Source organism: Sphingobium sp. TomTYG72 (assembly GCF_055394715.1).
This window is the reverse complement of sequence record NZ_AP027336.1, coordinates 1,204,343-1,218,875: the sequence shown is the minus strand read 5'-3', so window position 1 is coordinate 1,218,875 and position 14,533 is coordinate 1,204,343. Positions and strand designations below refer to the sequence as shown.

The 14,533-nt window shown below is 62.0% G+C and carries 13 protein-coding genes; 9 read left to right on the top strand and 4 right to left on the bottom strand.

The window, feature by feature from the left end; genetic code table 11:
• The first annotated feature begins 16 nt into the window (after positions 1-16).
• From ACZ5U1_RS06185 to ACZ5U1_RS06170, 4 genes are all read left to right on the top strand, one after another.
• Positions 17-502: a hypothetical protein gene (locus ACZ5U1_RS06185; RefSeq protein WP_464779825.1), complete on the top strand. Its 486-nt coding sequence runs from the start codon at positions 17-19 to the stop codon at positions 500-502.
• Between the two features lie 112 nt (positions 503-614).
• Entirely contained in the window at positions 615-1,103 is a 489-nt protein-coding gene (locus tag ACZ5U1_RS06180; protein WP_464779824.1) for a hypothetical protein, read from the top strand.
• Positions 1,104-1,629: 526 nt separating this feature from the next.
• Entirely contained in the window at positions 1,630-2,400 is a 771-nt protein-coding gene (locus ACZ5U1_RS06175) for an NUDIX hydrolase (protein ID WP_464779823.1), read from the top strand.
• A gap of 160 nt (positions 2,401-2,560) precedes the next feature.
• Positions 2,561-2,833, top strand: a complete 273-nt coding sequence (locus tag ACZ5U1_RS06170) for a DUF4242 domain-containing protein (RefSeq protein ID WP_464779822.1) — start codon at positions 2,561-2,563, stop codon at positions 2,831-2,833.
• Here the strand turns inward: ACZ5U1_RS06170 and trpE are convergent, their stop codons facing one another.
• Both trpE and ACZ5U1_RS06160 read right to left on the bottom strand, forming a co-directional pair.
• Positions 2,834-4,357, bottom strand: coding sequence for an anthranilate synthase component I (gene trpE, locus ACZ5U1_RS06165; protein ID WP_464779821.1), 1,524 nt, complete (start codon positions 4,355-4,357; stop codon positions 2,834-2,836).
• Between the two features lies 1 nt (position 4,358).
• Complete coding sequence (locus ACZ5U1_RS06160) at positions 4,359-6,311, bottom strand: peptidylprolyl isomerase (protein WP_464779820.1); 1,953 nt, start codon at positions 6,309-6,311, stop codon at positions 4,359-4,361.
• A gap of 171 nt (positions 6,312-6,482) precedes the next feature.
• Between ACZ5U1_RS06160 and tpiA the strand changes: the two genes are divergently transcribed.
• The 3 genes from tpiA to ACZ5U1_RS06145 all read left to right on the top strand — a co-directional run bounded on the left by tpiA (position 6,483) and on the right by ACZ5U1_RS06145 (position 9,560).
• Entirely contained in the window at positions 6,483-7,226 is a 744-nt protein-coding gene (tpiA, locus tag ACZ5U1_RS06155; RefSeq protein WP_464779819.1) for a triose-phosphate isomerase, read from the top strand.
• A gap of 233 nt (positions 7,227-7,459) precedes the next feature.
• The gene (gene secG, locus ACZ5U1_RS06150; protein WP_464779818.1) at positions 7,460-7,837 is read left to right on the top strand and encodes a preprotein translocase subunit SecG; all 378 of its coding nucleotides are present in this window, start codon (positions 7,460-7,462) and stop codon (positions 7,835-7,837) included.
• Between the two features lie 91 nt (positions 7,838-7,928).
• Complete coding sequence (locus tag ACZ5U1_RS06145; RefSeq protein WP_464779817.1) at positions 7,929-9,560, top strand: CTP synthase; 1,632 nt, start codon at positions 7,929-7,931, stop codon at positions 9,558-9,560.
• 105 nt (positions 9,561-9,665) lie between these two features.
• On the opposite strand, the gene ACZ5U1_RS06140 is transcribed toward ACZ5U1_RS06145, so the two are convergent.
• Both ACZ5U1_RS06140 and ACZ5U1_RS06135 read right to left on the bottom strand, forming a co-directional pair.
• A complete protein-coding gene (locus ACZ5U1_RS06140) occupies positions 9,666-10,931 on the bottom strand; it encodes a serine hydrolase domain-containing protein (protein WP_464779816.1) in 1,266 nt (421 codons plus the stop codon).
• Between the two features lie 99 nt (positions 10,932-11,030).
• Positions 11,031-12,164 carry a PQQ-dependent sugar dehydrogenase gene (locus ACZ5U1_RS06135; protein WP_464779815.1) on the bottom strand — a complete coding sequence of 378 codons (1,134 nt, stop codon included), beginning with the start codon at positions 12,162-12,164 and terminating at the stop codon, positions 11,031-11,033.
• 255 nt (positions 12,165-12,419) lie between these two features.
• Between ACZ5U1_RS06135 and rimP the strand changes: the two genes are divergently transcribed.
• Together rimP and nusA are read left to right on the top strand one after the other, a co-directional pair.
• The gene (gene rimP, locus ACZ5U1_RS06130) at positions 12,420-12,944 is read left to right on the top strand and encodes a ribosome maturation protein RimP (RefSeq protein WP_464779814.1); all 525 of its coding nucleotides are present in this window, start codon (positions 12,420-12,422) and stop codon (positions 12,942-12,944) included.
• Between the two features lie 12 nt (positions 12,945-12,956).
• Entirely contained in the window at positions 12,957-14,528 is a 1,572-nt protein-coding gene (nusA, locus tag ACZ5U1_RS06125) for a transcription termination factor NusA (protein ID WP_464779813.1), read from the top strand.
• The last annotated feature ends 5 nt before the right edge of the window (positions 14,529-14,533 follow it).

Here is a 14,533-nt window from a genome sequence, read left to right as displayed (position 1 = left end):
GTCAAAGGAGTGAAGAGTGATCCGCAGAGGTATTCAGGTGGCGTTTGTTTCCGCGCTCGCTTGCGCCGCAATCGCCAGCCCGGCTGGCGCACATTGGCAGTATTCCAAATGGGGCATGACGCCGGATCAGGTCGTTGCCGCAAGTAAGGGAACGGTCCAACGTGTCGATCCCTCTTCGGACGCTACGCTGCCGATAGGCGTGAAAGAGGCCGCAGGCACCTACAGCGCCAATGATCAGTCGATGCGGGTGAGTTTCTGGTTCAAAGGTGGCAAGCTCAATCAGGTTCATTTGGCACAGGATGACGCGGACGCCTGTATGGCGGTGGGCCGCGATCTGACCGGGGTGTATGGCCAGCCGACTTCTCGGTCGGGCGGCATGATCTCGACCAGCGTGTGGTTGGACAAGGCGCGCGGCAACCGGGTGCAGTTCAGCAACTGGAGCACGGGAGGTTGCGACCTGATCTACGCGCCGCTGCCGACGGCCCAGAGCACGGGGCTGTAGCATGATGGTAAAGGATAACAGCAATAAGGTTGAAGGGCCTGATACGGACGAAGCCCCGAAGCGACCTGTCGGTAAGAGCGGAAAGCTAGACTGGCCGGAACGGCTTTCCGTGGTGGCCTTGATCGCCGCTGCCATTTCGCTGCTTGCATTTGGAGGCTTCCTCTCGGCCCTGTTTCTGGCTCTTGCTGCGGTGATGGGGTGGACGCGGGCACACCGCGAACAAGCCGCACAAGGGAAGCGGTCGTTCTCCGATCCGGGCCGCTATATCACCGGGGCGTTCATGGTGGTGCTGGCTGTCGCGCTGTGGCCCAAGCCCGGCGGGACACCTTCGCAAGACAAGGCTGCGTCAGCCGCCGAAGAAGCGCCGTTCTCAAGATCGGACGCGCTAGAGCCGTGCGAGGAGGCGATCACGCCTCAGCTATCTCATCCCGGCACGGCAGATTTTGACATCGGGGACACGTCCTTCACTGAGGATGAATACGGGGCGACCTTCACCATCGGGCTGACCGCGAAGAACAGCTTCAATCTGGAAACAAGGCTGCGTGCTTTGTGCCGGTTTGAGGGAGGCAAGCTGGTGAACGCCAAAGTAGGTGAAAACTAGCGGCTTCAAATGGTCTGCGCTGGGCGATTTCGGACGATCTACGTCCAGTGTAGATAGTAGATATGACTAGATATAAGCGAGGGAGGATGAGAAGTAACTGGTTGATTTTGTTGTGAGACGTGGGGTCATTCTCGCCCCACATCTACCTCGCTCAACGGAGATTGTTTGAGCGTAATTTCATGGCCGCCCTTCGGTCCACCAATCAGTGTATATCGTGAAGATCGTAAGGAACTATCGAGCATATTCTCCTGATCCTCCTTGCAACGGGGTGCCCAACTCTAATCTGTTTTCGGGTGAGTTTCCCCCTTGGATGATGGCGCGGATCATCGCTGACAACTCTGACCGATGCCCTTGCTATGTAACACAAGGCTGTTACACGATGAGGCGTAGCAAAGTTTGAAAATGGCGGATTTGCGTGGGTTTGGTGTTCGTAATGCCTTCCCCCCTCGGCTCCACCACCCCTCAAATGACGGGGTGATCCGGAAGGACTTTACCGTTAGCATTGTACGCGCCTATGGCGGCTTTCATGGCATCGACCAAGAGTGAAGGGCGGGCGGCAGCGACAGCTGTGATCGTTCGCGACATGCCCGATGGGCCGCCGCATATCCTGATGATGGAACGCGCTGGAAGCATGGCTTTCGCGGCGGGAGCGCTCGTGTTTCCCGGAGGCGCGGTTGACGATGCGGATCGGGCATTGGCCCGCGCCGTGGATGCGTCCGGGGACGTGGAGGAAATCGCCGCTCGGCTGGCGGCGATCCGTGAAACGCTGGAGGAGAGCGGCCTTGGCATCGGTTTTGGGGTGCGACCCGATCCGGCGCAATTGTTCGAAATGCGGCGCGCCCTGACGGATGGCGAAGATTTTTCGGCGATCATCGAAGCGCACGGGATAAGGCTCGCCCTGGATCAATTGGTGCCATTCAGCCGCTGGCATCCTGCGGGCGCGGAAATGGCTGCGCGCATTTACGATACGCATTTCTATTTGGTGCAGGCGCCAGAAGGACAGGTCGCAAGTGCGGATACGACCGAGAATGTCCGGTTGTTCTGGATGAGCGCGAGTGACACGATCGCTCTGTGCGACGCGGGCGAAGGGCGCATCATTTTCCCGACCCGCCGCAATCTTGAGCGATTGGCCCTGTTCGACAGCTTCGCCGCGATGGCGGCCCACGCAGCGTCCTTTCCCGTCGAAAAGATCAGTCCCTGGCTGGAAGAGAGAGGCGGCGTGCGCCATCTCTGTATCCCCGATCATCTCGGCTATCCCGTGACGTCGGAACCGATGGAGCGTGTGCAGCGTGGTTAGGCCATGCGCTGTCTCAGCTGGCGCGTTTCAGCTCATTTCAGTGATGTTCCAGCGCGACTAAATCGCCGCGCGTTTGGCGGGTAGTGAGGCCGTTAGCGTCGTTATGGACTCGCGCCGCACACAGGCATAGATTCGACGCTCTTCACGCATGGAGGTGGTCATGCCGCAGTTCGTGATAGAAAGAGAGATGCCCGGCGCGGGAAGGCTGCGGGGCGATGAGCTCAGGAACGCGTCACAAGGTTCGTGTAATGTGCTGCGCGAACTTGGACCCGAGATACAGTGGGTCCACAGCTATGTGACGGACGACAAGATCTATTGTCTCTACCGCGCGCCCAGCGAAGAGTTGATCCGGCAGCATGCCGAGCTTGCAGGGCTTCCTGCCAACAGCATCGCCAGAGTGCGGTCAGTGATCGACCCCACGACAGCCGAATAGTTATTGTCCGAAGCCAGCCTGCCGCGCGAGATCGACGGCCTCCCGCGCTGCCGCGAGGAGTGCGCCGCTCTTCGCCTCGCATTCGCGCTGCTCATATTCCGGCGTGGAATCGGCGACGATGCCCGCGCCTGCCTGAACGTGCATGATACCATCCTTGAGTACGGCGGTGCGTAGCACGATGCAGCTGTCCATATTGCCGTCGGGTCCGAAATAGCCGACGCCGCCTGCATAGGCGCCGCGCGTCTCCGGCTCCAGTTCCGCGATGATCTCGCAAGCGCGGACCTTGGGCGCGCCCGAAACCGTGCCGGCCGGGAAGCCCGCGAAAAGGGCATCCAGCGCATCCTTGTCGGGCGAAAGGCGGCCGACGACATTCGACACGATGTGCATGACGTGGCTGTAAAATTCGACCGTATAGCTGTCGGTTACCGTCACTGACCCGGCAGTGGCGACCCGTCCCACATCATTGCGCCCGAGGTCAAGCAGCATCAGATGTTCTGCCCGTTCCTTTGGATCGGCGAGCAGGCTTTCGCGATTGGCAGCATCTTCGACAGCATTTTTGCCGCGTGGTCGCGTTCCCGCGATCGGGCGGATGGTGACTTCGCCATCTCGTGCCCTCACCAGAATCTCGGGGCTGGAACCGATCAGGGCAAAGCCGGGCAGATCGAGATAATAGAGGAAGGGCGAAGGATTTATTCGTCGCAGCGCCCGGTAAAGGGAGATCGGCGGAAGGGTGAAGGGGCTGGTGAAACGCTGGGCGAGTACCACCTGGAATATGTCCCCGGCGACAATATAGTCCTTGGCCCGCTCGACCATGGCCTTGTAGCGACCCGGCTCCAGCGCGGGGGTCACATCGACATCGGTAATGTCCTGGGGAGCAGGCGTGTGCGGCAATGGCGCCGCCAGACGCGCCGCCGCTGCATCGATCCGCTCCAGAGCCTGCGCGATCGCCGCGTCGGCATCGCTGAAGCTGCCCTTCCAGACTGGGGCGACAAGATACAGCGCATCGGCCAGCCGGTCGAAAACAAGGATGATGGTCGGCCGCACGAACAGCATGTCGGGCAGTTCAAGCGGATTGGGCGCAGGGCGCGGCAGCTTTTCGACAAGGCCGACCGTCTCATAACCGAAATAGCCCACCAGGCAGGCGAGGGCAGGGGGAAGCGCGGGGTCAAGATCAGCCCGGCATTCCGCCACAAGCGCGCGCAACGCATCAAGCGCGCCAGCCGCTTCCGGAACAAATGCCTGCGGGTCCGTCGCCCAGTGGCGATTGATCTCAGCCGCCTGTCCCTGCGCGCGGAAGACAAGATCGGGGGCTAGGCCGATCAGGCTATAGCGCCCGCGAACCGCACCGCCTTCGACCGATTCCAGCAGAAAGTCGCCGCGATCGGCCACAAACAGCTTGAGCGCGGCGGAGATGGGTGTGTCCGTGTCCGCGATCTGGCGGCGCCACACCAGCGCCGAATTGCCAGCCGCCAGTGCGGCATGAGCAGCCGCTATCCCGTCATTGCCTGCGCTGCCCGAAACCATGTTACTGTGCGCCGCCATTGGTGCTGGCAAGCGCGCGCTGGACGCTGGCTACAGCTGACGGGTTCCGGGTCACACCAAGCTGCTTCTCGACCGCCCGTTCGAATTGCTGCCCATATTCCTGCCCGACGACATCGCCAAGCTGGCTGCGGACCTGATCAAGCAGGGCGGTCTGGCCACCCGCATCGCCATGTTTGATACCGTTCAGCTGCACGACGAAATAGCCGCGATCCTGACCGATCGGCATCGTCTTGACGCTGTTCGTTGCCATGGAGAACAGGATCGCGACCTCGGCGGGGGGGCGCTGACCTTCCCGCATGATATCGGCGCGACGCCCGCCTACGGTCTGCGGCGCGGGCAGGCGGACGCCAGCCTGGGCCACAGCATCGGCAAGCTTCATGCCCTTGGCGACCTTCTCGCGGATCTGCTCGGCCAGGGCCTTCGCCTTTGCGTTGCCCTGCGCCAGCTTATACTGGGCAAGTACCAGCGGCTTCACCTTTTCCAGCGGCGGCGGCGCGGCGGCGCGAATCTCGGCGGGGGCGGCGAGAGCGTAGCGCTGGTCGGGCGTGACGGGCACAAGTTGCGCGTCATCGTCCTGACTCATCTGGAACACGGGAGCCAGCAGCGGACGGACATCAGCCGGAGCCTGATAGGCCTGATCCTCGACCTGCTTGCCGTTGGCGATCAGGAAGGGCGTCGTTTCCAGCTTCAGGCCATTGTCCTTCACCACTTCCTCAAAGCTGCCGCCATCGGCGATCTGATCTTCAACCTTCCCGGTGAACTCGCTCAGCAGGCGCTTCTGCTTTTGCGAGCGGAGCGTCGTTGCGATGTCGTCGCGCACGGCTGACAGCGGCCGCGCGGGAACGGTCTTGACGTTCGATACGCGCAGCAGGATCCATCCGAGTGGTCCTCGGATCGGGCCGACAAACTCGCCTTGCTTGGCCGCAAAGCCTGCATTTGCGATTGCGGCGGACGTTGCGGTGGTCAGGCTTTCACGGCTTTGATCCACCAGCGTCGACGCCTCCAGCCCTGCGCCCTGCGCAGCGGCTGCAAGCGACTTGCCGCCCTTTACCTGCTCTGCGATCGTTTTCGCGGCGGCTTCGCTGGGCAGGATGAGCTGCTCGAAATTGCGGCCTTCCTTGGCGGCATAGTTCGCCTTGTTCTGATTATAGAATTCGGCAATTTCGGCGTCAGTCGGCTGCGAGGCTTGCGCGAAGCGTTCGCCATCGATCACGGCATAGCGAATGCGGCGCTGCTCTGGGATGGTGAAGCGCCCGGCATTCTGCTGATAATAGGTGGCGAGCTGTGCGTCGGTGGGGTCCTTAATGTCCGCAAAGGCTGCGGCGGGGATAGCAGCGATCGTCCCCTGGCGCGCCTCCAGCAGCAGCGAGGCATAGGGCAGGATGATGCTGTTCGGCAGCTTCACGCCAAGGCCGAGCGGAGCGAGCATCTGCCGTTCCAGAATTTCGCGGGTGATGTCTTCGCGCAGGGCCTTTTCGGTGATGCGTTCGCGGAGCAGAAGTTGGCGGAAATTTTCTTGACTGAAATTGCCTGCTGCGTCCTGGAAAGCAGGTATCTGGGCGATCTGCGCATCGACGAGACGCTTGGAGATATGGACGCCCTGATCCCTGGCATATTCCTTCAGCGCCATCGCGGCGACCAACTGATCATAAATTTGGCCAGCGGCGCCTTGGGCGAGGAATTCGCTGATCTGGAGGCCGGGGGTGGCGCGGCGGGCATTTTCGAAGACGCGCTGAACCCGCTCCTGGAGCTGGGTTTGTGTCAAACGGGTGCGGCCCGCCTTTGCGACTGTTTCGCCGCCGCCACCCAGTGAGGTGCCGAACTGACCGCTGGACAAATCGCCCATGATGAACGCCGCCGCGATGACGCCTAGGAAAAGGAGCGCGAAGAGGGCGCCGAATTTCGAGTGGATGAAGCGGCGGAAGTTTGAAAGCATGGAGGAAGTCCAGAATAGAAAGACTTTTACGGGCGGCCCGCTTTAGGGGCGGATCGTCGCGGCGGCAAGTGCGGCTTGGCTGGACAAATGCCGTGCCTTTGTTCATCGGCCTGTCGAGGCTGGCCCGGCGAGGGCTGGCGAATGGACGAATAACTGAAGGGGTATGGATTGATGGGCAGGCGTAAGCTGGTGGTCGGCAACTGGAAGATGAACGGCCTGCGTTCGCAGCTGCCCGAAGTCGAAGCGATCGGCGCGCTGGCGGCTGAGCGTCCGGTGGTCGATGTGGGGCTGTGCCTGCCCGCGACGCTGATCGCGGCGGCCGATCAGGTGAAGGGCGGCGCCTTTGTCGGCGCGCAGGACTGTCACATGAACGATAGCGGCGCGCATACAGGCTGCCTGTCGGCGGCGATGCTGGCCGAAGCAGGCGCGAGCTGGACGATCGTTGGCCATAGCGAACGGCGGCAGGATCAGGGCGAAACGGACGCCGATGTCGCGGCCAAGGCGCTCGCGGCTAAGGCTGCGGGTCTGAAGGTCATCCTGTGCGTCGGCGAAAGCCTTGAGGTGCGAGACGCTGGCGGGGCCGAAGGCGTTGTGTCGGCGCAGTTGCTGGCATCGCTGCCGGAAGGCGCGGCGGCGGACTGGCTGGCCATCGCCTATGAGCCGATCTGGGCGATCGGCACCGGGCGAATCCCGACGATGGACGCGGTCGAAACCATGCACAAGGCACTGCGGGCGGCGTTGGCTGGCCGGATCGGCGATGGCGAAGCGGGTGCCATGCGCATCCTCTATGGCGGGTCGATGAATGGCGAGAATGCGGCTGAATTGATGGCGATCGAGGATGTCGATGGTGGGCTTGTGGGTGGCGCGAGCCTGACCGCAGCTAAGTTTGCGCCGGTGATTGCTGCGGCGGGGTAGTAAGCGGAAGGGCTGTTCACTGGCAGCGTTTTTCGACTTCGCTTGAGACGAACGGGGTTAGGGCTGTGTACATTGGCCGCGGGCGTTGGCTCGCTTCGCTCGCACCCACCCCCGGCCCCTCCCTAGAAGGGAGGGGAGATGAAGAGGTGGAGCGGAGACTTAGCCCGGTTGCCCCGGCGGCGCTTCAACGCTATGGGCTCCACAACGCACCCCATTGGGACAGATATTCTCGCATGTTCACCTTCATCCTCGTTGTGCAGGCCATCGTGGCGGCCCTGCTTGTCACCGTCATCCTGATGCAAAAGTCGGAAGGCGGCGGTCTGGGCGTGGGTGGTAGCCCGGCGGGATTGATGTCTGCGCGGGGCGCGGCGGACTTTCTGACGCGGTCGACGACGGTGCTGGCCACCATCTTCGTTCTGCTGTCGGTCGTTCTGGCGGTGATCGCATCGGTGCAGCACGCGCCGAGCGATATCGATACCTCGCTGGTGAAGCAGGCTCCGGCGGCTCCGTCGACCCCTGCGCCTGCCGGTAGTGTCGATCCGTTGGCCGGGGCAGCAGGCGCTGCGAGCAATGGCCAGGCGGCGAATGGCGCGGTTCCGCTCGCCAACTGATCTTTTCGATCACATTTCCGATCTTTTTTTGCTCGCGCGTGGATTCGCGCGCTTGCCCAACTTGTTTGTAAAAGGCTAAGCCTCCTCTCCCATGGCGCGGTATATTTTCATCACCGGCGGCGTGGTCTCCTCGCTTGGCAAGGGCCTTATGGCCGCATCGCTCGCAGCACTGCTGCAGGCGCGAGGTTTCCGCGTGCGTATCCGGAAGTTCGATCCCTATCTCAACGTCGATCCGGGAACGATGAGCCCGTATCAGCATGGCGAAGTCTATGTGACCGATGACGGGGCGGAAACCGACCTCGACCTTGGCCATTATGAGCGGTTCACCGGGGTTTCGGCGCGCCAGTCGGACAATGTGACGCAGGGCCGCGTCTATCAGACGATCATCCAGCGCGAGCGGCGCGGCGATTATCTGGGCGCGACGGTGCAGGTGATCCCGCACGTCACGGACGAGATCAAGGCCTTCGCAATAGCCGAGTCAGACGATCTGGATTTCGTGCTGTGTGAAATTGGCGGGACGGTCGGCGACATCGAATCGCTGCCGTTCATGGAAGCGATCCGTCAGTTGCATAATGACCTGGGTCGCCGCCAGTCGATCTTCGTCCATGTCACGCTGGTCCCCTATATTGCGGCGGCGGGCGAGCTGAAGACGAAGCCGACGCAGCATAGCGTGCGCGAACTGACGTCGCTGGGCATCCAGCCCGACATTTTGCTGTGCCGTTGCGAACATCCGCTGCCCGACAGCGAACGGGCGAAGATCGCGCTGTTCTGCAACGTCCGCAAGGAAGCGGTGATCCCCGCGCTCGACGCCAGCAGCATCTATGCCGTGCCCGCGCAATATCATGCCGAAGGGCTGGACGAGGAAGTGCTGCGCGCTTTCGGCATCGATGACGCGCCCAAGCCGACGCTCGATCGCTGGATGGACATCATGGACCGCCAGCAGAACCCCGAAGGCGAAGTGACGATTGGCGTGGTCGGCAAATATGTCGGCCTGCCTGACGCTTATAAGTCGCTTTATGAGGCGCTGACCCATGGCGGTTTCGCCAATCGGGTGAAGGTGAAGATCAAGTGGATCGACGCCGAATTGTTCGAGAAGGGCGATGATGTCGCCGCCAGCCTGGAGCCGATGCATGGCATTTTGGTGCCCGGTGGCTTTGGCGTGCGCGGGTCGGAAGGCAAGATTGCGTCGGTGAAGTTCGCCCGCGAACGCAATGTGCCCTTTTTCGGCATCTGCCTTGGCATGCAGATGGCCTGCATCGAAGGGGCGCGGAACACAGCTGGAATCGCCGAAGCGTCCACCACTGAATTTGGCGAGACGAGCGAGCCGGTCGTCGGCCTCATCACCGAATGGATGAGCAGCGAAGGCTTGCAGAAGCGCACGGCCGAAACCGACCTTGGCGGCACGATGCGGCTGGGCGCCTATCCCGCCAAGCTCACGGGCAATAGCGTGGTCGCGGGCATATATGGCACGAGCGAGATCAGCGAGCGGCATCGCCATCGCTATGAAGTTAACGCGGGCTATCGCGAGGCTTTGGAGAAGGGCGGGCTCATCTTCTCGGGCATGTCGCCGGACGGCACGCTGCCGGAGATTGTCGAGCGGCCGGATCATCCGTGGTTCGTTGGGGTGCAGTTCCATCCGGAGCTGAAGTCCAAGCCGTTTGATCCGCACCCGCTGTTTGCGAGCTTTATCGAGGCTGCGGTCAAGCAGAGCCGGTTGGTTTGACGGCTGCGGATTCGGGCTGCGGCGGTTAGAGGGAGGCGGCTTTTCCCCGGACCTGATCCGGGGGCCGCTTGCCCGCCCCAAGCGAGGAAGCGGCTTCCGGTTCTATTATGTCGCGGCGGAGGCCAAATCGGCATGGACCGCGCCCGGTAGCCCGATAGCAAAGTCGAAGACTGACAGATTGTTGATCAAGCCAGTCACGCGAATCCGTTGTGAGGGCAGGATAAAGCCGATCGTTCCAGCGGCGCCCATCCAACCGAACAAGCCTTTAAGCCCGCCATGGTTGGCAATGCAGCCGCCTGCGCCAAAGCCGACCACCCCAGGTATGCCGATATAGTCCCGCATGTTTACGCCCGGCGGCAGGAGGTTGGAGGTTCCAACTGCCACAGCGGCAGGTGGAAGGACATGTGCTTTGCCCAAGCTCCCATTGTTGGTCAGCATGGTCAGAAAACGGTCGTAATCATGGGCCGATGATATCAGACCGCCGCCGCCTGAAGGAAATGCGGGCTTGTCGAGGAAGATTGAAGTCGGACCTGGATCGACTGCGGCCAAATTGGCGCCTCTGCCGCTATAGTTTGTGATCAGGCGCGCCTTCTTCCCGGCCGGCACATCGAAGAATGTGTTTTTCATGCCCAGCGGTGCGAAGAACCGCCGTTCCAGAAACTGATCGAACGGCATGCCTGCCGCCACTTCTATAATGCGGCCCAGTAAGTCCAGCCCCACCGAATAGCTCCAGACTGTGCCGGGGTCCGACATTAGGGGAGCGGCCGACAGCCGCTCGGCGAATTCCTTGAGGCTTGCTACTGGGGGGGGCTCCAGCCGGTCAGCGCGGCTGCGCAAGTTCTGGCTCAGACCCAGCCTCTGATATTCGGCCTTGAGCGGCCCCTTCATGTTGAGTCCGCCGCCAAAACCGGCGGTGTGGGTCAAGAGATGGCGTATCGTCATGACAGAGGCAGCGGGACGGCTTTCGAGGCTTTGGCCGGGGTTGGTCAGGACGCGCATATTCGCAAAGCCGGGGATGAAATCGGCAACCGGCTGGTCGAGCTTCATCCGGCCTTCAGCGATCAGCAGCATCACCGCCATGCCGGTGATCGGCTTGGTCATCGAATAGACGCGGAACAGCGTGTGCTCGTCCACGGCGTGCGGATCATCCAGGGCGATAGTGCCGCTACTGATGTAGGTTGGCCGATCCGTTCCCTGTCCGATCGCCACGATGGCGCCGGGAGCGGCCCGTCCCCTGATCACGCCATTCACCATGCCGCGGACCGCCACGAAACGATCGGCTTCACGCGCGCGTCCCGACGAGGCGCTCATCAGGCCGAGGCAGGCTGCTCCCTTCAATAGGTCGCGCCGTAGGAACATCGCATCTGGCATGGTTGTCCTCCCCCTCATTATCGTTCGCAACGGTGTAAATATTGTATGATCTGGGTCAATGATCGAGATATGCGAGGGCGAGCCGTCGGTCGAGGCTGGCTAACCGGCTGGCGTCAGTTTCAGCAGTCGCCCTTGAGACCCATCACGGCCATCCTCCAGCAGCCAAAGGGCGCCGTCCGGGCCTTGTTCGACTTCGCGTATCCTTGCGTCCATGTCCCATTGGTCGGCTTTCGACGCATTCTCGCCATCCAGTTTCACGCGCACCAGTGACTTGCTGGACAGGCCGCCGATGAAGAGCGAATTTTTCCACTGCGGGAAGAGATCGCCCGAATAATAGAGCAGCCCGGCGGGTGAGATGACGGGATTCCACCAGAGTTTTGGCGGCTCGAAGCCATCATGCGGGCTGTGGTCGGGGATCGGTCTGCCGTCATAATGGTCGCCGTTCGACGCCTTGGCATAGCCATAGTTGAGGGCGGGCTTGATGAGGTTGAGCTCGTCGCCGCCCTTGGGACCCATTTCCTGTTCCCATAGTCGTCCGTCCTTGTCGAAGGCGATGCCGAGCAGGTTGCGATGGCCATAGGACCAGACGGCAGGATGGAATCCTTTGGCCGCGAGGGGATTGCCCGCCGCCGGGGTGCCGTTGAGATTGAGGCGGAGGACCTTGCCCAGCGTGGCCTTGGGGTCTTGGGCAGGATCGAACTTCTGGCGCTCGCCATTGGTGAAGAAGAGGTGGCGACCATCGGGGGAGAAGGCGATGCGGCCGGAATAATGGCCGCTGCCTTCGACATAGGGGGTGGCGCGGAAGATGGTTTTTACGCCGTCGAGCCTTGTCGTCCCGTCGCTGGCCTGGTTGAAGACGCCCGTGGCGAGCGCGACGCCTTTGCCGTCGGACCCGCTTTCCGAGAAGCTGAAGTAAACAGTCTTGTTCTGCGCGAACTGGGGATGAAGCACGACATCCATCAGCGCGCCTTGGCCCGCGCTATCGACTTTCGGAATGCCGCTGATCGGAATCTTTGTCCCGTTCTTCGGATCGAAGAGAATCATCTCGCCCGCCTTTTCAGTGATCAGTGCGCGGCCGTCCGGCAGGAAGGTCATGGCCCAGGGCGAATCGAAATCCGCGATGATGGAGGTTTTGAAGGGCTTTGCAGACGCCGTGGCGTTTTGGCTTTCGGCATTGTCGGGCGAGCAGGCCGTGAGGGCCAGGAGGACGGCGGTGATGAGGCTGCGGTTCATCCAAGTCTCCGTTCGGGCTGAGCTTGTCGAAGCCCCTCCCTTCTTGAAGAAAAGTAGAGCCGTTGGCTATCGCCTCCCTTCGGGTCGACAAGCTCAGGGCGAACGGAAATCTCTATAATCCCTGCTGACGAATAATGTTGCAGCTTTCGCTCCTGCCCCCTATATCGCCCTTGCTTCCTTACATCGTCAAACATGTTGGGGTCGCAGGCGGAACGCTTGCGGCGGCGGGAGTGCACATATTCTGTTGGAGACTGCATGGCGGACATCGCCGAACTGATCGCGCTGATTGAACCGGAGGTGAAGGCCTTGGGGTTTGACCTTGTGCGCGTGAAGCTGTTCGGGTCCGGCGACGAATATACGTTGCAGGTCATGGCGGAGAATCCCGCGACCAAGCAGCTCGTCATTGAGGATTGCGCCACCATCTCGCGGCGCCTGTCCGACGTGCTGGATGAGGTTGATCCGATCGAGGAAGCCTATCGGCTGGAGGTCAGCTCGCCGGGTATCGATCGGCCGCTGACCCGTCTCCACGACTTCATGGAATGGGCCGGGCATGAGGCGAAGGTCGCCACGACTGAAACCGTCGAAGGCCGCAAGAGCTTCCGCGGCATCCTGAAGGGTGTCGAGGGCGATGATGTCCAGTTCCAGGATAACAAGGCCGGGGATGTCTCCATCCCCTTCGCGCTGGTCGGCGATGCCAAGCTGATACTGACCGACGCGCTCATTTCTGCTAGCATGCCGCTCTCCTCCGATGGGGCGGACGAGTTCGAAACCGAAGAGTAAGGGTTCACGACCATGGCCAACGCCATTTCCGCCAACAAGGCCGAGTTGCTCGCGATCGCGAACAGCGTCGCCACCGAGAAGATGATCGACAAGGCGATCGTCATCGAGGCGATGGAAGACGCGATCCAGCGTGCTGCCCGTGCGCGCTATGGTGCGGAAAACGACATCCGCGCGAAGCTGGACCCCGATAGCGGCGACCTGCGCCTGTGGCGCGTCGTCGAGGTGGTCGAGGCGGTTGACGACTATTTCAAGCAGGTCGACCTCAAGCAGGCGCAGAAGCTGAAGAAGGACGCTGTTGTCGGCGACTTCATCGTCGATCCGCTGCCCCCGATCGATCTCGGCCGCATCGATGCTCAGTCCGCGAAGCAGGTGATCTTCCAGAAGGTCCGCGACGCCGAGCGCGAGCGTCAGCATGAGGAATTCAAGGACCGCGTGGGTGAGATCATCACCGGCGTCGTGAAGTCCGTGGAGTTCGGTCATGTCGTGGTGAACCTTGGCCGCGCCGAGGGCGTGATCCGCCGCGACCAGCAGATCCCGCGCGAAGTCGTTCGTGTGGGCGACCGCATCCGCTCGGTGATCCTGAACGTGCGTCGCGAAAATCGCGGGCCGCAGATTTTCCTGTCCCGCGCGCATCCCGAGTTCATGAAGAAGCTCTTCGCGCAGGAAGTGCCCGAAATCTACGACGGCGTCATCACCATCATGGCCGCCGCCCGCGATCCGGGCTCGCGCGCCAAGATCGGCGTCATCAGCCGCGATTCGAGCATCGACCCCGTCGGCGCCTGCGTCGGCATGAAGGGCAGCCGCGTGCAGGCCGTCGTGCAGGAAATGCAGGGCGAGAAGATCGACATCATTCCCTGGTCGGAAGATACGGCGACCTTCGTCGTCAACGCGCTGCAGCCTGCTCAGGTCGCCCGCGTCGTCATTGACGAGGAAGAGGAGCGCATCGAAGTCGTCGTTCCCGACGATCAGCTGTCGCTTGCCATCGGCCGTCGCGGCCAGAATGTCCGTCTCGCCAGCCAGCTGACCGGCAAGGCCATCGACATCATGACCGAGGCTGACGCATCCGAGAAGCGCCAGAAGGAATTCGTCGCTCGATCCGAGCTGTTCCAGAACGAGCTGGACGTGGACGAAACGCTGTCGCAGTTGCTGGTGGCTGAAGGCTTTGGTGAGCTGGAAGAAGTCGCCTATGTCGGCGTCGATGAACTGGCGGCGATCGAAGGCTTTGACGAGGATCTGGCCGCCGAGCTTCAGAGCCGCGCGCAGGAAGCGCTGGACCGCCGCGAAGCTGCTGCACGTGAGGAGCGTCAGGCGCTGGGCGTCGAGGACGCTCTGGCTGACATGCCGCACCTCACCGAAGCGATGCTGGTGACGCTGGGCAAGGCGGGCGTGAAGACGCTCGATGACTTGGCCGACCTCGCCACCGACGAACTGGTCGCCAAGAAGCGCGTCGATCAGCGCCGCCGCCGTGAGAATAAGGACGAGGACAAGGGTGGGATTCTCGCCGAATATGGCCTTTCCGAAGAGCAGGGCAATGAGATCATCATGGCCGCCCGTGCGCACTGGTTCGAAGGCGAGGAAGCCTAAGCGCC